The 20904-nt window shown below is 64.6% G+C and carries 19 protein-coding genes; 8 read left to right on the top strand and 11 right to left on the bottom strand.

Annotated features, from left to right (window positions below; all coding sequences use genetic code 11):
* Window positions 1–67 precede the first annotated feature (67 nt).
* Window positions 68–727, top strand: a complete 660-nt coding sequence (locus BLW25_RS09045) for an SDR family NAD(P)-dependent oxidoreductase (RefSeq protein WP_092898330.1) — start codon at window positions 68–70, stop codon at window positions 725–727.
* On the opposite strand, the gene BLW25_RS09050 is transcribed toward BLW25_RS09045, so the two are convergent.
* Window positions 720–2210, bottom strand: coding sequence for a MocR-like pyridoxine biosynthesis transcription factor PdxR (locus BLW25_RS09050; RefSeq protein ID WP_092898332.1), 1491 nt, complete (start codon window positions 2208–2210; stop codon window positions 720–722). The genes BLW25_RS09045 and BLW25_RS09050 overlap by 8 nt on opposite strands.
* A 645-nt stretch (window positions 2211–2855) precedes the next feature.
* Between BLW25_RS09050 and BLW25_RS24650 the strand changes: the two genes are divergently transcribed.
* Window positions 2856–3341 carry a hypothetical protein gene (locus BLW25_RS24650; RefSeq protein ID WP_092898334.1) on the top strand — a complete coding sequence of 162 codons (486 nt, stop codon included), beginning with the start codon at window positions 2856–2858 and terminating at the stop codon, window positions 3339–3341.
* Window positions 3342–3684: 343 nt separating this feature from the next.
* On the opposite strand, the gene BLW25_RS09060 is transcribed toward BLW25_RS24650, so the two are convergent.
* From BLW25_RS09060 to tam, 5 genes are all read right to left on the bottom strand, one after another.
* A complete protein-coding gene (locus BLW25_RS09060; protein ID WP_092898336.1) occupies window positions 3685–4344 on the bottom strand; it encodes a GntR family transcriptional regulator in 660 nt (219 codons plus the stop codon).
* Between the two features lie 211 nt (window positions 4345–4555).
* Window positions 4556–5479 carry an NUDIX domain-containing protein gene (locus tag BLW25_RS09065; protein ID WP_092898338.1) on the bottom strand — a complete coding sequence of 308 codons (924 nt, stop codon included), beginning with the start codon at window positions 5477–5479 and terminating at the stop codon, window positions 4556–4558.
* Complete coding sequence (locus BLW25_RS09070) at window positions 5455–5901, bottom strand: TrgA family protein (RefSeq protein WP_143040480.1); 447 nt, start codon at window positions 5899–5901, stop codon at window positions 5455–5457. The genes BLW25_RS09065 and BLW25_RS09070 overlap by 25 nt, the downstream gene beginning before the upstream one ends.
* Window positions 5902–6118: 217 nt before the next feature.
* The gene (locus BLW25_RS09075; protein WP_092898342.1) at window positions 6119–7351 is read right to left on the bottom strand and encodes an aminotransferase class V-fold PLP-dependent enzyme; all 1233 of its coding nucleotides are present in this window, start codon (window positions 7349–7351) and stop codon (window positions 6119–6121) included.
* Between the two features lie 281 nt (window positions 7352–7632).
* Entirely contained in the window at window positions 7633–8430 is a 798-nt protein-coding gene (gene tam, locus BLW25_RS09080) for a trans-aconitate 2-methyltransferase (protein ID WP_092898343.1), read from the bottom strand.
* Window positions 8431–8701: 271 nt separating this feature from the next.
* Here tam and BLW25_RS09085 point away from each other — a divergent pair, with 271 nt between their 5' ends.
* A complete protein-coding gene (locus BLW25_RS09085; protein WP_092898345.1) occupies window positions 8702–9754 on the top strand; it encodes an ABC transporter substrate-binding protein in 1053 nt (350 codons plus the stop codon).
* A 452-nt stretch (window positions 9755–10206) separates the two neighbouring features.
* Here BLW25_RS09085 and BLW25_RS09090 read toward each other — a convergent pair whose 3' ends face one another.
* Together BLW25_RS09090 and BLW25_RS09095 are read right to left on the bottom strand one after the other, a co-directional pair.
* The gene (locus BLW25_RS09090) at window positions 10207–10680 is read right to left on the bottom strand and encodes an Hsp20 family protein (protein WP_092901781.1); all 474 of its coding nucleotides are present in this window, start codon (window positions 10678–10680) and stop codon (window positions 10207–10209) included.
* Between the two features lie 202 nt (window positions 10681–10882).
* Window positions 10883–11854, bottom strand: a complete 972-nt coding sequence (locus BLW25_RS09095) for a trypsin-like serine peptidase (RefSeq protein WP_253188327.1) — start codon at window positions 11852–11854, stop codon at window positions 10883–10885.
* Between the two features lie 244 nt (window positions 11855–12098).
* Here BLW25_RS09095 and BLW25_RS09100 point away from each other — a divergent pair, with 244 nt between their 5' ends.
* The 5 genes from BLW25_RS09100 (at window position 12099) to BLW25_RS09120 (ending at window position 18184) form a co-directional block, all read left to right on the top strand.
* Window positions 12099–12986: a LysR family transcriptional regulator gene (locus tag BLW25_RS09100; protein ID WP_092898347.1), complete on the top strand. Its 888-nt coding sequence runs from the start codon at window positions 12099–12101 to the stop codon at window positions 12984–12986.
* A gap of 229 nt (window positions 12987–13215) precedes the next feature.
* Window positions 13216–14445: an FAD-dependent oxidoreductase gene (locus BLW25_RS09105; protein ID WP_092898349.1), complete on the top strand. Its 1230-nt coding sequence runs from the start codon at window positions 13216–13218 to the stop codon at window positions 14443–14445.
* Window positions 14435–14887 (top strand): YbaN family protein, encoded by a 453-nt coding sequence (locus BLW25_RS09110; RefSeq protein ID WP_092898351.1) that lies wholly within the window; start codon window positions 14435–14437, stop codon window positions 14885–14887. Before BLW25_RS09105 ends, BLW25_RS09110 begins: the two co-directional genes overlap by 11 nt.
* A 96-nt stretch (window positions 14888–14983) precedes the next feature.
* On the top strand, window positions 14984–16201 hold the full coding sequence (locus BLW25_RS09115) for an efflux RND transporter periplasmic adaptor subunit (protein WP_092898353.1): 1218 nt from the start codon (window positions 14984–14986) through the stop codon (window positions 16199–16201).
* A gap of 24 nt (window positions 16202–16225) precedes the next feature.
* Window positions 16226–18184 carry a MacB family efflux pump subunit gene (locus BLW25_RS09120; protein ID WP_092898355.1) on the top strand — a complete coding sequence of 653 codons (1959 nt, stop codon included), beginning with the start codon at window positions 16226–16228 and terminating at the stop codon, window positions 18182–18184.
* A gap of 213 nt (window positions 18185–18397) precedes the next feature.
* On the opposite strand, the gene bfr is transcribed toward BLW25_RS09120, so the two are convergent.
* From bfr to BLW25_RS09135, 3 genes are all read right to left on the bottom strand, one after another.
* Complete coding sequence (gene bfr, locus BLW25_RS09125; protein WP_092898357.1) at window positions 18398–18883, bottom strand: bacterioferritin; 486 nt, start codon at window positions 18881–18883, stop codon at window positions 18398–18400.
* A 153-nt stretch (window positions 18884–19036) separates the two neighbouring features.
* Window positions 19037–19294: a (2Fe-2S)-binding protein gene (locus BLW25_RS09130; RefSeq protein WP_092898359.1), complete on the bottom strand. Its 258-nt coding sequence runs from the start codon at window positions 19292–19294 to the stop codon at window positions 19037–19039.
* Between the two features lie 18 nt (window positions 19295–19312).
* Complete coding sequence (locus tag BLW25_RS09135) at window positions 19313–20578, bottom strand: imelysin family protein (RefSeq protein ID WP_092901787.1); 1266 nt, start codon at window positions 20576–20578, stop codon at window positions 19313–19315.
* Window positions 20579–20904: the final 326 nt, after the last annotated feature.

The raw sequence follows: 20904 nt of genomic DNA on the forward strand, positions 1-20904 counted from the left end.
ATATCCTCTGGGGGTCCGGGGGGCGAAGCGCCCCCGGCTTTCCAGCACCAGCTATCGGAGCCAGCTCATGTCCAGAACAGCCCTTGTGACAGGTGCTTCCCGCGGTCTTGGTGCCGGCCTCGCCGAACAGCTGGCACTGCGGGGCTGGCATGTCATTGCGGTCGCGCGCACCACCGGCGGGCTGGAAGATCTCGATGACCGGGTCAAGGCCCAGGGCCTGCCCGGTGCGGGCAGCCTGACGCTCGCGCCGATGGATGTCACCAATGAAGATGCGATGCGCCACCTGACCGACTCGATCGCCGCCCGCTGGGGCAGCCTCGGCTTCTGGGCCCATACTGCGATCCATGCGACCGCCCTCGCGCCGGCCTCTTCGGTCGATCTGAAAGACCTCGATAAATCCATCGCCACCAATCTGCGCGCGACCTCGCAGCTGATCACCCTGGTCGAGCCGCTGTTGCGCGCGGGCAAGGGCACCGCCCTGATCCCTGATGACCCCTTCCCCGGCACGGCCAATTCCGCCGCTTACGGCGCCACCAAAGCCGCACAGCTGGCACTCGCCCGCGCCTGGGCGGCCGAGACACAGCGCATCGGCCCGAAAGTGGTGATCGCCGCCCCTGCCCCGATGCCGACCGCGCTTCGCGCCCGCTTCCATCCCGGCGAAGACCGCGCGCCCCTTGCCGATCCGAAGGCCGAGGCCGCGCGCCTCCTCGATCTCGCGCTCAGCTGACCGACGCCATAGCCCGCGCGATCTTCTGGATCCCCTCAGGGATCCGCGCCGGCTGGATCGACGAATAAGCCAGCCGGTAGTAATTCCGCGCCACACGCTCCGGGTCGAAAAAGCTCTGTCCCGGCTCGATCAGCACGCCCTCTTTGCGCAGATCCTGCGCCACACGGGCGGTATCCACACCCGCCCCCGCCCGCATCCAGAACGAGGACCCGCCATAGCCGCCCTGGCCCGCTATGGTCAGGCCCTCGGCCTGGATCGCCTCTTCCATCCCCTGGCGGCGACGCCGGAACGCAGCCCGCATCCGGTTGATCAGCGCATCATAATGGCCCTCGGCCAGGAAATAGGCGACGGTGCGCTGGATATGACCCGGCGGATGTTTCAGCGCCATGGCCCGCAACGCCCGCGCCTCGGCGATAAACCCGGGCGGCGCCACCAGATAGCCCAGCCGCATCCCAGGAAAGATCGACTTGGAAAACGAGCCCGCATAGATCACCCGCCCCGCCTTGTCCAAAGACTTGAGCGCCGGTGAGACCGGCTTCAGAAAGCTCATCTCGAATTCGTAATCATCTTCGATGATGATGAAATCCTCGCGGCTTGCAGCCTCGAGCAGCTTCAGCCGCCGCTCCAGCGCCATGGTCGCATTGGTCGGCGCCTGGTGCGAGGGTGTGACATAGACCACATCGCCGCGCCGGACCTGACCGCCCGGCGCAAAGCCCGACAAGGGCAGCCCGCCCTCATCGACATCCAGCGAGACCACCTCGGCGCCCGAAACCTCCAGCACCCGCCGGATGCCCTGATAACACGGGTTCTCGATCACGGCGCGATGGCCGCGCGCGGGCTCGCCCAGCAGGATCTCGGTCGCGATCCAGAGCGCATTCTGCGCCCCCATCGTCAGCAGCACCTCATCCTGCCCCGCGGCGATTCCGCGCCGTGGCAGGATCACCCGCAAAACCTGTTCGATCAGCGCCGGATCGTCACGCTCATAGAAATCCGAGGTGAGGGTGGAAAAATCCCGCCGCCCCAGGGCCCGCAACGCGCAGGCCCGCCAGTTCTGATGGTCAAACAGTGTGGGGTCGGTCTGGCCATAGATAAAGGGCCAGGGATAGCGCTCCCAGTCATCCGGGCGCTCGACACCCTGCATCGCGCGGGTAAAGCGCCCACCGGAAAAGGCATGATAATCAACCTCTTCCGCGGGACGGGCGGGGCTTGGAAAATCCGGTGCGCGCGGGGCATTGTCCGAGACATAATAGCCCGAGCGTCCGCGCGACGTGAGATAGTCAGAGGACACCAGGTCGCCATAAGCCAGGGTAACGGTGATGCGCGAGATCCCGAGATGTGCCGCAAGCCCGCGCGAAGAGGGCATCTTCTGCCCCGGCCGGAAGCGCCCCGAAAGGATCCCCTCAGTCACCATGGCCCGGATCCGGCTTTGCAGCGTCCCCGCCGCGCCGGAAGCCAGAAAGAATGCCTCGACTGGAATAGCCATCTGCCGCCCCTCCGACTGGACCGAAACCCACGACAAGACTGGCCATATACGACGCGCGCTACAATGAAAAGCGGCTTGCCCCAGGCCCGGGATGCGAGAGGCGCGTCTGCCGGTCAGGCGGCCTCGACCAGGATGTTCAGGACCAGATGAAAGATGCTGGTGATCTGCTCGTGGATAATTTCTGCCGGCGAAGACGGCAGCGGATCATCTGTAGGGTATTGAAGTCACGCCTCCCTGTTTCGCGATTTTAGCAGTTGCGTCATGGTTGTCTGCACCAGGTGACGCGCGGACTGACGGCATGGCACATAACCGGCGGCGCGGGCCGCTGACAGTCATTCCAACCATCAGAAGATCGGACCCATCCGCCCCCGCCGCCAGCTGCGGGCCTCATCACTTTGATCTGAAAAGTCGCAGAACCAGTCAGCGCTCGGCCTGCGATGCGGCACATGTTTCCCCCTGTTCCGGTCGGGGTGGGAAACACAGATGCGCGGGACAGACGCCGAGGGCGGCTCGCTTTTCAGCTATGCAGATGAGGCGCATCCCCGCGCGCCGCCCGCTGCGCGAGATCCGGCAGGTGGCAAACAGGGCACTGGTGTAACGTAGTGCCGAAATCGGGGGCTTTATCCCGGCTTCGGCCGCTCCCCGATGGCGCCTGTACTGCTGATCCCGGCTGGGCTGATCCAGATCCTCTGTTCGGTCCGCGCCAAGCGGCAGCTGACAGAGCTGACGCGGTATGATCCTCCATTTCGCGGGTTCGTCGGTACCGGCGTAGATGATCCCGGCGACCTTACCGGAGCCGGCGCCCCCGACACCGCGCCCGCAAAGCCCCTTGTAGCCGGGACCGGTCCGGATGCGCGGCTTTACAAGAAGTCCCCCGGCACCGGCGCGGAGTTCTTCCTCATCGGTGGAGGAAGGGGCCTAAACCGCCAGGGGAGCGTTTTCCCGACAACGGCGCTGATGGGGAACCGCCCGGTCCTGATCGTGCAGGGTGATCTCATCCGCCGCGAGGGCCACGCCAGACGGCACCCGCCCCTTGCCCCTTTTTCATGGGCCATGGGCCTTGACCAGTGGCGGCAGCATGAATCATCCTCTGCCACTTTCCGGGTTCACCCCGCTCGTCCGGGCGGCTGAGGCTCTGCGCCGAGTTGTGCCATACCTGCGTCACACCGCAAGGCGCGCAGACCGTCTGTTGCGGCCTCAAGACGCCGCTCCCGCGTAATCTTCGCCGTCGCGGCCCACACTTCCACCCGACTGCCGGGCTGCCCGCCGCCTGAACGTTGCGCACGGAAAAAGGCGTATCGCCCATTGAAACAGTGGAAAGCCATAAACCAACCGAAGGCGAGGCGAGGAAAACAGTCCGGCCGCGTGACTGTTTCAGGTGCCTTTTAAAGCTAAAAGCTGGCGCGCCCATTCCCGACTGGTCCCGCCAGAGACTGCGACGCGCAACATCTGGCACCTGGCAAAGCCGCCGGCCTCAGAACGCCCCTTCGGCAAGCGCAAGCCGCACCTGATCCATACCCTGGCCGATATCCTGCGCAATCGCGGCGGCAAGGGCCTCGGCATTGCCCGCCTCCATCGCCGCCAATGCCTCGACATGCTGATCCGGCAGGCCTGCCCCTCCAAGCCGCCCCATCACGAGGCGCAGCGAAGGCCCGGCCCGCAGCCACAGCGATTGCGCGATATCCAGCAGCACCGGGGCATCCGCTGCCTCGTAAAGCGCGAAATGGAACGCATGATTGAACCGCAGATAGGCGGCGATATCGCCCTCGCTGATCGCGGTGTTGATCCGGTCGTCCAAAAGCCGCAGCTGCCGGATCAGCGCCGGTTGCATCGCCCGCATCGCAAGCCGCGCCAGCTGTGGCTCGATCGCAAATCGCGCCCAGCCCAGCTGATCAAGCACCGATTCCGTCATCTGCGGCACCGAGACCCGACGATTGCCCTGGGGCATCAGTGCGCCCTCGGCCGCGAGCCGCCGGATCGCCTCGCGCACCGGCGTCATGCCGGCGTCAAGCTCTCCGATCAGCCCCTGGATCGTCACCGGCTGCCCCGGCGCCAGAGCCCCAAAAAGGATCATGTCGCGCAGCCGCGAATAGGTGACCTCATGGGTCGGGATCTTGCGGCTCTCTGCATCCATCTCGGTCAATCCGGCCCTGAAATCCCCGGCATTCCACCGGAGCCGCACCCATCAACCCACCCCATGGCGGCCTCCCCGGCGACTGAGGCAGAGTTATGACCAGCCGCCAGGCCCGGATCAAGTGTAACAGGCGTGAAACCTGCGCTTGCGTGACAAAACGCACAGCTTTCCCGCCCCGGGCGCGGCGCATAGGCCGCCCCGGGGTCTCTGGTCAGCCCTGGCCCGCAGCTGCACGCAAAGCCGGCCGCTGCCGCGCCAGCCAGAACAGCGACAGGATCAGCGGCGCATTGGCCAGCCGGCCCTCGGACAGCCAGGCCATCGCCGTGTCAAAGGGGATCACATGGGTACGGATATCCTCGCCCTCGGTCGCAAGGCCAAAGAGCCCGCCGCTTTTTTCAGGCAGATCCGCCAGCCCGACCAGTGACCAGATATATTCGGTATGGGCGCCGGGAGACGGGTAGTAATCGCTGACATGCAAAAGCTCGCCGATGGTCAGGCCGGCCTCTTCCTGCGCCTCGCGCCGCGCGGCCTCTTCCGGGGTCTCGCCTGCGTCGATCCGGCCCGCGACCGCCTCGATCAGCCAGGGTCGCGCTTCGCCCCTGATCCAGGGGCCCATGCGAAACTGTTCCACCAGAAGCACATGATCGCGCACCGGATCATAGGGCAATACGGTCACCGCATCCGTCGCGACAAAGGCCTCGCGCAACAGCCCCCCGCTCATGCCCCCGGCAAATTGCCGGTGCCTGAGCCCGGCCCGCGCCACCGCAAAAAAGCCGCGAAACGGGTGGTCCATACTGTCGGTCTCGACCAGAGCATCTTCGGGTCCATTGGCGCGGGTTTGCCCGGCCGCGCGCAAAGCAGAGGCCGCACAGGACAGCATCGGCCCGCGCAACGCATAAAGCCGTTCTGCTGACGCGGCCCCCTCCTGCGCCAGAATATCCTGTGCAAGCCGCAGTTCCAGCGCCGGATCGCCGGCCTCTGCGCCGCGGGTGGCCGCCTGCCAGAAGGCGAGACGCGCCTCCCCTGCGGCACCGCCCGGCCCGGCGATCAACGCGCGCAGACCAGGACATTTCGCGAAACGGGGATCCTCGCCCGGCACATCCGCCGCGCTCACCGCCAGCGCCGCCTTGTCCATTCGGCAAGCGGCCCGCCAAAGACCCCCGCCAGGATCAGCACGCCCAGGACGCCGACCGTCAACATATCCCAACCGTTTTCCATCATTTTGGTGAACCAGCCCAGCATGGCATCCATCGGCCCTTCATAGCGCATCTTCATCGAATCGGTGATCATCTGCCGCCCCGAAAACACCATAAGCGCGAGAATCGCCATAACAATCGAGGTCTTGAGCCCGGTGCCGATGGAATCGGCATAGCTGGACCCAACGCCATTTCCCATGATTTTCCAGCCGCAAATCAGGCCGATCGCTGCCGAAACCCCGCGAAAGACCATGGTTCCGCCGGCCCCGCCATCGGGAAGCGCGGGGATATGGGCATTGGCCGCAAGCCAGCCCATCAGGGCAAACCAGACTGCGGCCACCATTTTTGCGGATGTCGGCATGTCACTCCTCAGACCCCGGAAGGCCCATCCAGACTGTTTCACTACAGCTGCAAACTCACGCGGGATTTTGTCAATTTGCGGGACGAGTTAAGACAATCTCTGACAGATCAGCACTCTGCGCGCGAAAAACGGCACCGCAGGGCCAAGCTCTTTTGCCCTCTTCCTTATGACCCGGATACTTCGGGGGGCCGGGCTGGTCCCCCGCCCCCCGGCTGTCTCAAAGCACCTGATCCAGCGCCCGGATCAGCCGCGCGACATCATCGGCGCTGGTATAATGTGCAGCCGAGAGCCGCAGCACCCCCTTTTCGCGCGCAATGCCGAGTGCCTCCAGCGGCCTGACCGCGTAGAAATCCCCGGCCCAGCAGGCGATCCCGTGTCGGCCAAGCTCTTCCGAGACCGGTTCCGCCGCGCCGGACAGCTCCACCGCCACCGTCGGCGCGCGCCGCGCGGCGTCGCGGGGGCCGATCAGCCGCAGGTCGTTGCGCGCTGCAAGGTAGTCCAGCAAGGGCTGGATCACCCGTATTTCCTGGGCGCGCATCAGATCATGAACGCCGCGCCCCCGTGCACCTGCATCGCCGGTGATGCCGTGATGCGCCGCCAGGGCGTCGACATAATCGGCCATCCCCGCACAGGCCGCGACCTGGGCGTGATCTGGCCCGGCGGGCGTATGCCGCTTGTAAAGCGAGCCATGATTGAAGAAATGCCCCTGCCCCGGCAGATCCATCCCGAACGCCTCGTCCAGCACCATGATCCCCTGATGCGGGCCATAGGTCTTATAGGCGGAAAACAGATAGGCATCACAGCCAAGCGCCGGGAAATCCGGGAAACCATGCGGCGCGTAAGACACGCCATCGACCACCACCTTCGCCCCCGCCGCATGGGCCAGCGCCGAGATCGCCCCCACATCATTCACTTCGGCAATCACATTCGAGCAATGCGGAAACGCGACCAGGCGCACATGCCCATCCGCCAGCAGCGCGCTCAGATCCGCCGGGTCGAGCGAGCCGGTCGCAGGATCAAGCCGCCATTCCCGGACCTCGATCCCCTCATCAGCCAGACGCCGCCAGACACCGCTATTGGCCTCGTGATCCTGGTTCGTCACCACGATCGCAGCCTTCGCATCCCCCTTCAGCCAGGCCCGTACCGCCTGAGCCAAAACATAGGTATTTGCGCTGGTCGAGGGGCCGAACGAGACCTGCGCCGGCTTTACCGCCATCATCGCGGCCAGCTTTTCCCGCGCCTCATCCATCTCGGCGCCCGCCGCCTGCCCACCCGGATAGGGCCCGTAAGGCTGCACTTTGCGGTCATGGTAGAACCGCGTCAGCCGGTCGATCACCTGGATGCAGGGATAGCTGCCGCCGGCATTCTCGAAAAACGCATGTGAGGACAGAACCGGCGAGGCAAAGGCCGGAAACTGTTTGCGGGTAAAGTCCAGATCAAGTGCGGTCATGCCATTTTCCCAGTCATTCTGATCCCTGTCATTATGGTCCCAGTCATTCTGGGGCCTGTCTTTAGGACTGCTGAAAAGTGGGCGGCAAAAACCTGCGGCCCGGGGCGCATCCGGTCTCCCGGCCCCCCTTTTCGCAGCAGGTCTTCCAGCCAGAGCCGGCGATGTCTCCCGCCGGCCCAGACCCCGCGACAGAGCAGTTTGCCCCCGGGGATCGCTGCCGAGATTTATCCGGCGCCTCCTGAAAGGCAAGCCCTCTCTTGCGGGGGCGGCCCTGACGCTGTTCAGGCCCGGGTCGCGACAAAGAAGGCGCGCGGGAAGGGCAGGAGAACGCGCCCGTCTTGTTCGGGATAGAATGGCGCGATCCGCGCGCGGAAGGCGTCGAGGAAATCCGCACGTTCCGCTTCACTCAAAGGCGCGAGCAAAGGTCGCAACGCCGAGCCGAGGAACCATTGCGTCACCGCATCCGTGCCGGTCAGCTCCACCTGGTAGACTGTCCGCCAGATATCAAGCTGCCGGCACTCCGCGCGCAAAAGCCCGTGCAGATCCGCGGGGGTCAGAAGCGGCACGCGCCGTGCCCGGGCTGCCGTCAGCCGCTCGGCCCAGCGGGGATCGCCCGAGATCTCGCGCATGGCGATATGGGTCGGCTCGTCAAGATTATCGGGCATCTGCACCGCAAGCACGCCGCCCGGGCTCAGCTGTGCCAGAAGCCGGGGAAAGAGCTGCCGGTGATCCGGGATCCATTGCAGCGAAGCATTGGCATAGACCAGATCCTGCGGCGGCGCCGCCGTCCAGGTCGCAATATCCGCCGCCTCAAAATGACAATCCGGCAGCGCCTCGCGCGCGGTTCGCAGCATATCCGCGTCAGTATCAGTCCCGGTGATCCGCGCCGCGCCGAACCTTGCGCGCAAAAGCGCCGTGGAATTCCCCGGGCCTGAGCCAAGATCGGTCACCTCCTGCGCCGTTTCCAGCGGCACCGCCGCCAGCAGATCGCGGGCCGGGCGCGTGCGCGCATGAAGGAATTTCGCATATTGGCTCGCAGACCATCCGCCTTCCGTCTGTTCTGCCCCGGTCACTGCCATTGTCGCCCCCGTTTCTTTTCAGCTCTGGCCCCGTCTCATCGCGCCGGGGGCCTCACGCCTGACTTCACGCAGCCACAAATCAGCCGCCCGGAAATCAGCCAGCGGAATTCTTTCCCATATCCGGGACGGCGGAAAGCCGGTTTTGGGTGTCAAAGATGCTTGTGAGAGAATTTCACCTGTCATAGCCTCAGAGAGATCACCCGTGCCCGGATCTGCCCCACGGGGCCAGACTGACGGCACCTGCCTGATATTAACCGCCAGAGGAGTCACGATGACCCGTTGCCTTTCTTACCTTGCCGGAGCCGCTTCGGCCATCGCGATTGCCACCGCAGCGCAGGCCGCCGACCCCGAGCTGACCGTTTTCGACTGGGCTGGCTGGGAAATCGATGGCGCGCTCGCCCCTTATGTTGCGAAACACGGCCAGAAGCCGACCTATGCGTTCTACGCCGATGACGATGAGGCGTTCCAGAAAGTCTCCTCGGGGTTCAAGGCCGATGTTGTCCACCCCTGCCCCGGCGCCGTGCCGAATTACCGTGAAGCCGGGCTGATCGAGCCCTGGGATACCTCGAAAATCGAGGCTTTCGCCAATATCGACCCGGAATTGCTGGAATCGCATCACATCAAGGATGATGAGGGCGTCTGGTTCATCCCCTATGACTTTGCCTATACGGCCATCGCCTATAACAAAGACAAGGTCTCCGACGACAAGGTCGCCTCGCTGAGTGTTTTCCTGAACCCCGACTTCAAGGGCAAGATCGCGATTTCGGACAATTCCGATGACGCCTGGGCGCTTGGCTTCCTCGCAACCGGCACCGACTCCTGGGATGAGGTGACCGATGAGCAGATCGAGAAAGCCGCCGCCTGGCTGCGCGAAGCCGCGCCGAATGTGCGCTCCTGGTGGTCGGATCCGTCGGAACTGGCGCAGCTGATGGCATCGGGTGAGGTCGAGGTCGCCTGGTCCTGGAATGACCCCGTCGCCATTTTGCAGGCCGATGGTTTCCCGGTGGGCTTCAACCGCGCGCCGGCCGAGGGTTCCACCACCTTCTTCTGCGGTTTCGTCAATATGAAGAACGGTCCCGGCAAAGAAGACAAAGTCTATGACTGGGTGAATTCGATGTTCGCAGTCGAAAGCCTGCCGTCGATCATCGAGGCGATCGGCTATGCCAATACCAACAAAGCCGCGACCGATGCCATCGATCCCGAAAGGCTGAAATCCGCCTTCCTCGACCCGGTCGAGACCACGCTGTTCCGCCAGACGCCGATGGACCCCGATCTGCGCGCGCGCCTGCTGGAAGAGTTCGAACTGATCAAGATGGGGCTCTGATCCCGTTCTGACCCGAAAAGAAACCCCCGGCGGAGCGATCCGCCGGGGGTTTTTCTGTGAGTGGCGGCGTCGCAGGCCAGGGGCCGACCACATCTCCTGCCCGCCCCCCGCGCGCCTGCCGCAGACACCTTTGGCAGAGTTTGCGTGGCCCGGGCGGCGTGTTCGATCTCCCAAAAGAACTGCAAGGTTTGCGGCTACGGGATCAGGCAAGGTGCCGTCCGCGACGCCAGCTGCGCCTGCACCGCGCAGGTGGTGCTGTAACAGACCCATGATCGCGCCTGGCGGCACATGCAGCCCTGGCAAGAGATTTCAGCCTTCACCTCTGCCGGCAACACCAGCCATAGCTTTCGGATCAGCCCACAGGGTCGAAGCAACCACCCAGATGAGAAAAGGCGCATCGGTTGCCCGATGCGCCTTTGTCTTTGCCACATAGTCTCAGGAAGACCAGGGCCTCAGTTCACCTGTTCCGCCCTTGCCTCAAGCGCGGGGGCTTCTGCCCTGACCGGGCCAGAAATCTCGATGCGGCGCGGCTTCATTGCCTCGGGGATCTCGCGCGCGAGGTCGATATGCAGCATGCCAAGCTCATGCGTCGCGCCGGTGACGCGAACATGATCAGCCAGCGCGAAGCGACGCTCAAAGGCGCGGGTCGCGATGCCACGATGCAGGAAGCTGCGGGGGGCCTCATCGGTGGCCTTGCGGGCGGTCACAAACAGGCTGCCATCGCGGACTTCGACCGTAAGATCCTCGGGGGCAAACCCGGCAACGGCGACCGAGATGCGGTAAGCATCTTCGGCGGTTTTTTCGATATTATAGGGCGGATAGCCCGGCTGAGCGACATCGGATGTCAGAACCCGGTCCATCAGATCGGCCACACGGTCAAAGCCGACAGTGGCACGGTAAAGCGGTGCGAAATCATAGCTGCGCATGATCATCCTCCTTGGGAAGCGATGCTCTTTGGATCAGACCCTCCCCTCACGGGGCCGGGCATTGGCGCCGGACCCATCATGGCGCCCGGCATGACCCTGATCTGGGAAGCGCGGCCCCCTGCGTCAAGGGGCCTGCAACAGCCGGGCAGAGGTCACATCCGCGTGAACACCGCGCTGTGTCGGGAGGCCCCCGCGAGATGCGTTACGGCCGGATGAATTTGGCGCCGCCCTGCCCCATGCTAGTAGCCTGGCCGCCACCGCTGGCCGGGTCCGCTGTTTCCGCCGCTGTTTCCGCCGCCGCTCCGCCACCGCGATTGGCGCCACCGCCAGAGATCACCCGTACTCCCGCCGCCCCGCGCCCGGGCAAATCGAGCCCAAGTTCATCGCGCAGCCGTTGCAGCGGCGCGTCCACCGCGACGGCAAGCGCGACTTTCTCGCCGTTGTAATCTGCCTTGGCCGAGATCACCGCCACGACCTCGGGCCGCCCGTCGCGCAGCGCGAAAACCGGTGCACCCGAGGAGCCGAAATCGATGTCACAGGTCAGGACCAGCGCCGATGTCTCAAGTGCGAGCACGGCACAGTCGCGCTCGATCGAGGGCACTTCCGAGCGGTCCTTCGCATAGGAAACCACGCTGACGGCGGCGTCACGCATCGGGCGCGGGCCGGTGGGGAAAGGCTCGATCTGCGGCAACATGATCGGTTTGTCGAGTTCGAGAAGCGCCAGATCCCAGGCAACGCGGCCCAGATTGTCACTGCCGGAATAGACGTAATCCGGATGCGCGACCGAACGGCGGACGCCGCGATAGGCCTCAGCCCGGCCATTGCGCCAGCCGGCCTGGAAGGTGATCATTTCATCCCTGAGCCGCGCGCCGGTATCCTTGTCAAAGAGGCAATGCGCCGCTGTCAGCACCAGTTGCCGCTCGATCAGCACCCCGGTGCAGAACCCGCGATCCCCAAGCACCAGCTTGCCCACCGGCTGCCAGCCCCGTGCTTCATCGGCAGTCTGCATCCCGATCACCGCCTTCGGATCGGCCGCAGCCGGCGCCGGCCAAAGGATCGGTGCCAATGCGGCCCCGACCAGCGCGATACCGGTCAGTGGAATTCGGAGCAGCGAGAGCGCCAGCCTGACCGCACCTACAGCCCTTACGACAAAGAAACCCGGCAAACTGATCATCGCTGGTGCAATCGCCCTTTGTATCCATCCGGACCGGCGCGCAGCCGGACTGGCGCGCATACTCACCCGGGCAAGCTCTCGCATCATTCTGGTGAATTTGCGGCAAAAGCAACCCAATCTCATGCCCCTCATTGGCCCGGGGAAGATTTCCCTGCATCCTTGCATGTTTACCCCGGAGCCCCCTTGCCTCTTGCGCCAATCCGTAATCATCTGTGCGCTGACGCACAGCCAGCCGGGGGAGTTTATGGAAAACTGGGACGAGATCCGCACCGCCTATCAGGTCGCCCGCCTTGGAACCGTCTCGGGGGCTGCGGAAGTGCTGGGCGTCCACCATGCCACGGTGATCCGCCATATTGATGCGCTGGAAAAACGGCTCGGCACGCGACTTTTTCAGCGCCATACCCGCGGCTATACGCCGACCGAAGCCGGGCGCGACCTTCTGACCGTCGCCCAGACCACCGAAGAGCAATTTGCCCAGCTCGGCTCGCGCATCAAGGGTCATGGCGAGACGGTGCAGGGCGAGTTCATCATCACCTCGATCGCCGGACTGTCGGGCCTGCTGGTTCCGGTGCTGGCGGATTTCCAGCGCCAGCATCCGGCGGTGATCGTACGGCTTCTGACCGACATGCGCATCTTCCGGCTGGATTATGGCGAGGCGCATGTGGCGATCCGCGCCGGCGCGGCCCCCGAAGAGCCCGACAATGTCGTCCAGCCGCTGATCCGGATCCGCTACGGGCTTTACGCATCGAAATCCTATGTCGAGGCCTGGGGCAAACCGGAATCGGAACATGATTTTGCCGGCCACCGCTTTGTCATCGCCGAAAGCGAGGGCAGCCGCGCCGCGTTTTTCCGCTGGCTGCGCGACAAGGTGTCGAACGAACAGCTCACCTTCCGCTCGACCGAACCGGCGGCCTGGGATGCGGCGCTGGAAGATGGTGTGGGCATCGGTTTCCTGCCCGCCTGGGAGGCCGCGACCCGTCCCGACCTCGTCGAGGTTCTGGCGCCGCGCCCGGAATGGGATTCGCCTTTGTGGATCGTCACCCATGTCGACCTGCACCGCACCCGCAAGGTCCAGGCCTTTGTCGGGCTGCTGAAGGAAAAGGCCCGCAGCTGGCCGCAATGCGCCGGATAATCCCCCTGCGCTGACCCTGCAGGCCCGGACACACTTGCGTGTCGCAGGCCGGGGCGGCGGGGAGGCTCTGGAAACCCGCCCGCCCGCATGCGAAGATAGCCGTATGCGTTCAGCCAGCCAGGGCCGCCACAAGCCGCGCGCCCCGCTTTCGCCAGAACGGCAGCGCCGACCTGCCCCCGAGGGCAGAGCGGAGGCGGCTCAGAGATGGGCCTGAGGCGAGGACAGGACGATGCCGGAACAGGATCAGGACTGCGTGATCGCAGGCGGCGGCCCGGCGGGCATGATGGCGGGGCTTTTGCTGGCCCGCGCGGGGCTGCGGGTGAGCGTTCTCGAGAAACACCCTGATTTCCTGCATGATTTTCGCGGCGACACCATCCATCCCTCAACCCTGCAACTGATCGCCGATCTGGGCTGGCTAGAGGAATTTCTCGCCCTGCCGCATCAGAAGGCACCTGATCTTCATGCCGAGATCGGCGGGCGGCAGGTGACCATCGCCGATTTCCGCAGGCTGAAGACCGAATGCCGCTTTATCGCCTTCATGCCGCAATGGGATTTCCTGAACTTCCTTGCCCGAAAAGCCGCCGCGCTTCCCGGTTTCACCCTTAAAATGGGGCATTCCGTCACCGGTCTTCTGCGCGATGGCGAAAAAGTCTGTGGCCTTGCCTGGCAGTCGGATACCGGGGCGGGCGAGATCCGCGCGCCGCTTGTGATTGGCGCCGATGGCCGGCATTCGGTGATCCGGCGCGAGGCGGGGTTTAGCGTCACCGATTTCGGCTCGCCGGTGGATGTGGTCTGGCTGCGGCTCTCGCGCCGGGCCGATGACCCCGCGCCCGCGATGAGCCATGCCGGCCCGGGCCAGGGCCTCGTGCTGATCGACCGGGGTGAGTACTGGCAATGCGGCTATGTGATCCGCAAAGGATCCTATGACGATCTGCAGGCCGCTGGCCTGCCCGCGTTTCGTGCGGCACTGGCCGCGCTGGCGCCGCTTCCGCCCGGCCGGTTTGACGAAATCACCGCCTGGGATCAGGTCCATCTTCTGTCGATCCGGATGGACCGGCTGACGCGCTGGTGGGCGCCCGGCGTGCTGTGTATCGGCGATGCCGCCCATGCGATGTCGCCTGTCGGGGGCTTTGGCGTCAGTCTGGCGATCCAGGATGCGGTGGCGGCGGCGAATATTCTGGCTCGCCCCCTTCGCGAAGGAAGGTTGAGCCCGCGCGACCTCGCCCGGGTCGAGACGCGCAGGCTCTTTCCGACACGCGCAACGCAAGGCTTGCAAAAGATGATGCGCCGCAAGCGCCGCCCTGACGGCGAGACCAGCCCGCGCCCGCCGGGCTTTATCCGCATGATCACGCGTTGGCCGGTGCTGGCGCGGCTGATGGGGCGGCTGATCGGACAGGGGTTCCGCCCGGAACGGATCGCGCCCTACCTCCTGAAACCCGGGTTACCCGATGACCGCTGAACGCCCCCCGACCAATGATGCAGCCGCGCCTGAGCACATCGCGAATGCCTGCCCTGAGAGCCGCGCGGCCAGCGGAACCGCCCTCACCCGTGCGCTTTTTCTCATCCTCGGGCTGTTTTTCACCGGGCTAGGCTTTGTCGGAGCCTTTCTGCCGGTGCTGCCGACCGTACCCTTCCTGTTGCTCGCCGCCGCCTGTTTCACCCGGTCCTCGCCCCGGCTGGAGCGCTGGCTGCTGGATCACCGCCATTTCGGCCCGCTTTTGCGCGACTGGCGCGACAAGGGGGCGATCCCGCGCCGCGCGAAATGGATGGCAGCCGGAGGTTGCAGCCTTGGCTTCGTGCTGTTCCTCTGGGGCAGCAATCCCGGCTGGCCGCTGATCCTGGTGGTTGCCGCGATTATGGGGTTCGGCGTGGTCTTCGTCTTCACCAGACCTGATGCCTGAACGATAAATCCCGCACCCGGCCGCGACGGAAGCTTGCATCGCGCACGTATAATCCGGCAACAGACGAGCAGCACAAGCAAGCCGGATCAAAGCCAGATGCGCAAAATCCTTTGGACCACCCTTATCCTCGCTCTTGCCGGCGGCGCGGGCTTTGGCCTGTGGCGGATGCAGATGAGCGAGGGCGCCGCCCAGGCCGCGCCGGCCTCGGAGGCGGTGATCCGCGGCACGTTCCGCAAGACCGTGCTGGCAACCGGCGTGATCGAGGCCGCGAGCCTTGTCTCGGTCGGTGCCCAGGTCGGCGGTCAGATCCAGTCCCTGCCGGTTGAACTGGGGCAGAAACTCGCCGCCGGAGACCTGGTCGCACAGATCGACCCTGAAGATCAGAAGACCGACCAGCTGCGCGCCCAGGCCTCCCTGGCCCAGATCCGCGCCCAGATCGCGGCCCAGGAGGCCAGTATCGAAGAGGCCCGCCTCGCGCTGGAACGTCAGCGCGAGCTGAGCAGCCGCAAGCTGGCCACCGCCCAGACGCTTGAGGCCAGCGAAGCGCAGTTCAAGGTCGCTGAAGCCAATCTCGCAGCGCTGAAAGCCAGCGAATCCCAGGCCGAACTGGCCGTTCAGGCCGCGAATATCGCATTGGAACGCACAAGGATCACGGCGCCCTCAGACGGAACGGTCGTTGCCCTGGTCGCCCGCGAAGGGCAGACGATCAACGCCAACCAGTCCAGCCCGACGCTGATCAAACTGGCCGATCTGGACCGCATGATCATCAAGGTCGATATTTCCGAGGCCGATGTGATCGCGGTCCAGCCCGGGCAAAAGGCGAGCTTCACCCTCTCGGGGGCGCCGGATATGCGCTTTGACGCGGTCCTGCGCGATATCGAGCCGGCCCCGGCCTCGATCGCGACCGCAGACGAGGTCGATACCAGCTCGGCGATCTATTACCGCGCCATTCTCGAAGTGCCGAACCCGAAAGGCATCCTCAGGATCGGCATGACCGCCGAAGTGGTGATCGTGATGGAAGAGATCCCCGATGCGCTGATCGTACCGACCGCCGCCGTGATTTCTGGCCGGAGCAGCGGGAAGAAAGTGCGGGTGCTGGACCCGACAAGCGGCGCAGTCGAAATCCGCGATGTCGAGACCGGGGCCGCCACCGCCAGCCAGACCGTGATCGTCACGGGGATCAGCGAAGGTGAACGTATCGTGACCGCGCCCTCCGGCGCCATGTCGCGTGGGGCGGGCCAGTCCGGTTCGCAACCGGGCCAGGCGGGCCGGACACAAGGCGCAACGCACCGGCCTTCGGGTGGGTTGTTCTGAGGCCCGATGGATGAGTGACGACGCATGAGTGACACCGTCAGAAGCGGCCCGCCGCTGATCGATTTGCGCGGCATCAGCCGCAGCTTCACCAGCGGCGGCGAGAGCCTCACCGTGCTGAAAGATGTCAGCCTGACCATCCATGCCGGTGAGATGGTGGCGATTGTCGGCACCTCCGGTTCGGGAAAGTCGACGCTGATGAACGTCATCGGCTGTCTCGACCGTCCCACGACCGGCAGTTACCACTATGGCGGCATTGATGTGACCGCCCTGCCCGAAGAAGGCCGCGCCCGGCTGCGCCGTCTGCATTTCGGTTTCATATTCCAGCGCTATCAGTTGCTTGCCGACCTCGATGCCAGCGGCAATGTCGAAGTGCCCTCGATCTATGCCGGCCGCCCTGCCGGTGAGCGGTCGCGGCGCGCGAAAGAACTGCTCACGCGGCTCGGCCTTGGCGAACGCAGCGACCACCGCCCGTCAGAGCTTTCGGGCGGCCAGCAGCAACGTGTCTCTGTCGCGCGCGCGCTGATGAATGGCGGCGAGGTGATCCTCGCCGATGAGCCGACCGGCGCGCTCGACAACCGCTCCGGCAAAGACCTGCTGGCGCTGCTCGATGAGCTGAATGCGCGCGGCCATACGATCATCATCGTCACCCATGACCGCGATGTCGCCGCCCGCGCCGGACGGGTGATCGAGATCTCGGATGGCACGATCCTTTCAGACAGCGGCCCCGCCCCGGTGACCGGAGCGACGCCCGACCCCGCGCCGCCTGAAAAAACCGGCCCTCTCGCCCGGGCCGGCCGGCTGCGCGACGCCTTCACCATGGCACTGCGCTCGCTCAATGCGCATCGGTTGCGCAGCTTTCTGACCATGCTCGGGATCATCATCGGCATCGCTTCGGTCGTGTCGGTGGTGGCACTTGGCACCGGATCGCGCGAACAGGTGCTCGAAAACATCGCTTCGCTCGGCACCTCGACCATCACCGTACGACCGGGCACCGGTTTTGGCGACCGCAATGCGAGGCGGATCAACACGCTGATCGACACTGATGCGACGGTGCTGGCCGGCGAAGCCTATACCGCCTCGGCCTCCCCCGAGATCTCCACCACGGAGAATGTGACTCGCAGCGCGGTGACGGCGAGCCTCTCCGTGCGCGGCGTCGGCGCGGCCTATTTCGATGTCGGCGGGTTCACACTCGCCAGCGGGCAGCTTCTGACACAGATCGCCGTCGACAGCCGCGCCCAGGTCGGCGTGCTCGACAGTGATGCGCGCAACGCCTTCTTTGCCGCGGGCGAGGATCCGATCGGCAAAGTCCTGTTGATCGGGCGGGTGCCGATCGAGGTGATCGGCGTGGTCAGCGCCTCCGGCCAGAGCTTTGGCCCGTCAACCCCGCGGATATTCCTGCCCTATACAACCGTCAGTCAGCGCATCACCGGCCAGAACCGCGTGGATTCGATCACCGTGCGGGTGCATGACGACGCCGATATGGCCGAGGCCGAGGCCGGGATCACCCGGCTCCTGACCCAGCGCCATGGCAAGGAGGACTTCTTCCTCACCAATTCCGACACGATCCGCGAAAATCTCACCGCCAACAACCGGACGCTGACCCTCCTGATCTCGTCGATCGCTGTGATCTCGCTGATCGTCGGCGGCATTGGCGTGATGAATATCATGCTGGTCTCGGTGACCGAACGCACCCGCGAAATCGGCGTCCGTCTCGCAGTGGGGGCAAGACGCTCCGACATCATCGCACAGTTCCTGATCGAAGCAGTTCTGGTCTGCTTCATCGGAGGTGTGCTGGGCGTTGCCCTCGCCCTTGGTGGCGGCTGGCTGGCGGGCCAGATCGGCCAGGAAATCCGGCTGAGCTATTCCACCCTCACCATCATCGCAGCCTTTTTGTCCTCAACGACTATCGGCATCGTCTTTGGCTATCTGCCGGCCCGCGCGGCCTCGAAACTCGACCCGGTTGTGGCGCTGGCACGCGAATGATCCGCGCGGCGCTCCCTGCCCGGCTGCGGAAGCCTCCGGCGGGGATATTTAAGGGACAGATGAAATCAGCCTGCGGCATTCATCTGTCTCTAAATATCCCGGGGGTGAGCGGCAAAGCCGCGAGGGGGCTGGCCCCCTCCTGCTTCTCTTATCGAAAGAGCCGCGGCAGGTTTCCCCTCCACGGCTCTTCAGGATCAGATATTAAGGCTGTTCTTATTCGGCTTCATTGGCCGGCGAAGCATTCAGCAGACCGTAATTCTTGTCGCCCAGCTCTTTGAACAGACCCAGCTGGGTTTCGAGGAAGTCGATATGGCCTTCCTCATCCTGGATCAGCTCGTCAAACAGCGCGCGGCTGACATAGTCACCGGCTTCGTCACAATAGCGGCGCGCCTCGATATAGAGGGCGCGAGCGCCGTGCTCGGCGGCGAGATCCGCCTCGAGGATCTCTTTCACATTCTGGCCGATCCGCAGGCTGTCGAGCTTTTGCAGATTCGGGTGGCCTTCGAGAAAGATGATGCGGGTGATGAACTTATCCGCATGCTGCATCTCTTCGATCGACTCGGCGCGCGCCTTGGCGGCGAGCTTGCCATAGCCCCAGTCGTCGAGCAGGCGGTAATGCAGCCAGTACTGGCTCACCGCGGTCAGCTCGGAGCGCAGGCCGGCATTGAGATATTCGATGACTTTCTTGTCGCCCTTCATGGCAAACCCCAATCGTTGCGCGGGCACAGGGCCCGGCTTGCTACGGATGGGCTGAAGGTAAATCGCCCCGGAGCCGCTGTCTATGGGGCGAAGGGCATTTTTTAGAATTATTCTAAATCCGACAAAAACGCCCGGAAAAACCGGGACTTTCTCTCAGCCCAGACGGCGCGCGCGCATCGGTTTCAGCATCGGAGCCGCCGGTCGCGCCGGATCTCCGGCCACACCAAAGCTCTCGCAGCTGCGCATCGTATCAAGGAAGACCGGCATGCAACCGCCGCAATCCGCCTTCTTGCCAAGCGCGTGATAGACCTTGCCAGGGGTGATGATGGTCGAGGGATCCGCCGCCCGCATCCAGTCCACGGCGGCGCGGATTTCGTGATCCGAGATGCTCATGCAATGACAGACGATCATGGCGGCGGTTCTCTCAGCTTACTGGAAGACGGCGTTGGGGTTGTCGAGGCTGTCGGACCCCTCGAAATCGATCTTCGACAGGTCCAGCACGGAAACCGCGCGTTCGATCGAGGCGGTCTGGGTCACCAGCGCATTGACCGCGCCCATGATCAGTTTCTCGCCCTTCTCATTGCCGGCTTCCAGCATCTGGTCATAGGCGAAGCCTTCCTCGGCCGCGGTCTTGATCGCGTTCAGTGCCGCAACCGAGCTGTCCAGTTCGGCCTTCAGCTGGGTATCGACTGCGGCATCTTTTGCTGCCACCAGCTCCGACACCGACGGGCCGGTCAGTCTCGTGCCATCAATGCGGGTATATTCGCCGAGATAGACATTCCTGATGCCCAGCCCATCATAATAATGGCTGTTATGGGTATTGTCCGAGAAGCAGTCATGCTCCTCTTCCGGATCCGAAAGCATCAGGCCAAGCTTCATCCGCTCGCCTGCGAGCTCACCGTAAGACAAAGAGCCCATACCGGTCAGGATCGCCATCAGCCCGGCCGACGGGTCCTGGACAACCGCCTTGCGGGCCTCGCCCTCGGCGCCCCAGTTGCCGGTCATCTCTTCGAGATCCGAGACCAGAAGGTCGGAGGCCGCGATCAGATAGGCGGCGCGGCGGTCGCAATTGCCGCCGGTGCAGGCGTCACCCGTGGCATAATCGGTCCAGGGCCGGTTGCCCGCGCCCGGGCCGGTGCCGTTCAGATCCTGACCCCAGAGCAGGAATTCAATCGCATGATAGCCCGAGGCGACATTGGCCTCGATCCCGTCGGCCTCCTGCAACACATCCGCGATCAGCGCGGGCGTGATGGTGGTGGCGTCGATCTCAGTCCCCGAAAGGGTGAATTTCGGGTTCGCGATCACATTCAGGGTCGCGAGCGGGTTCTCTTCGCTCTCGCCATAGCTGGCGGCGTCGACATAATCGATCAGACCCTCATCCAGCGGCCAGGCGTTCACCCTGCCTTCCCAGTCATCGACCAGGGCATTGCCAAAGCGGAAGGCCTCGGTCTGCTGATAGGGCACGCGCGCGGCAAGCCAGGCGCTGCGCGCCGCATCCAGCGTTTCCTGCGATGGCTGCGCGACCAGGTTTCCAAGTGATTCCCGCAGCACCCGCGCGGTGGCGAGGCTGTCACCATAAGAAGCTTCGGCGATATCGGCATAATGTGCCACCACGCCGGCAGGATCTGCCGCGAGCGCCGGAGCCGCGAGCGTGGTGCTCAGCAGGGCAGCGAGGACAAGACGGGAGTTTTTCACAAGACGCGGATTTTTCAAGACTTAACTCCGGCGGGAAAAGGGGAACCGGCCAACAGGACAGCGCAGGGTGCAGCATGCGATGCCACGCAGAACGAGCGGGCGGACCTGGCAGGGCAACTGAACGAACCGGTCATATGGCCTCGCGGCGGCAAAGGGATGGATTGGAACCATTGCCTGGCTGCCGGAATGGATGACAAGTTTTATCAGAAAAGTAAAGCCGAGAGTTTTAGTTGGTTAGGACCTGCTGGCCGATCAGCCAGCCTGACGCCACGGCAGCGTGACTGCCAATGCAGCGCTGTCTGGCCCCCGAACCTGCGCCGATCGAG

The sequence above is a fragment of the Rhodobacter sp. 24-YEA-8 genome (assembly GCF_900105075.1).
Lineage (GTDB): Bacteria > Pseudomonadota > Alphaproteobacteria > Rhodobacterales > Rhodobacteraceae > Pseudogemmobacter.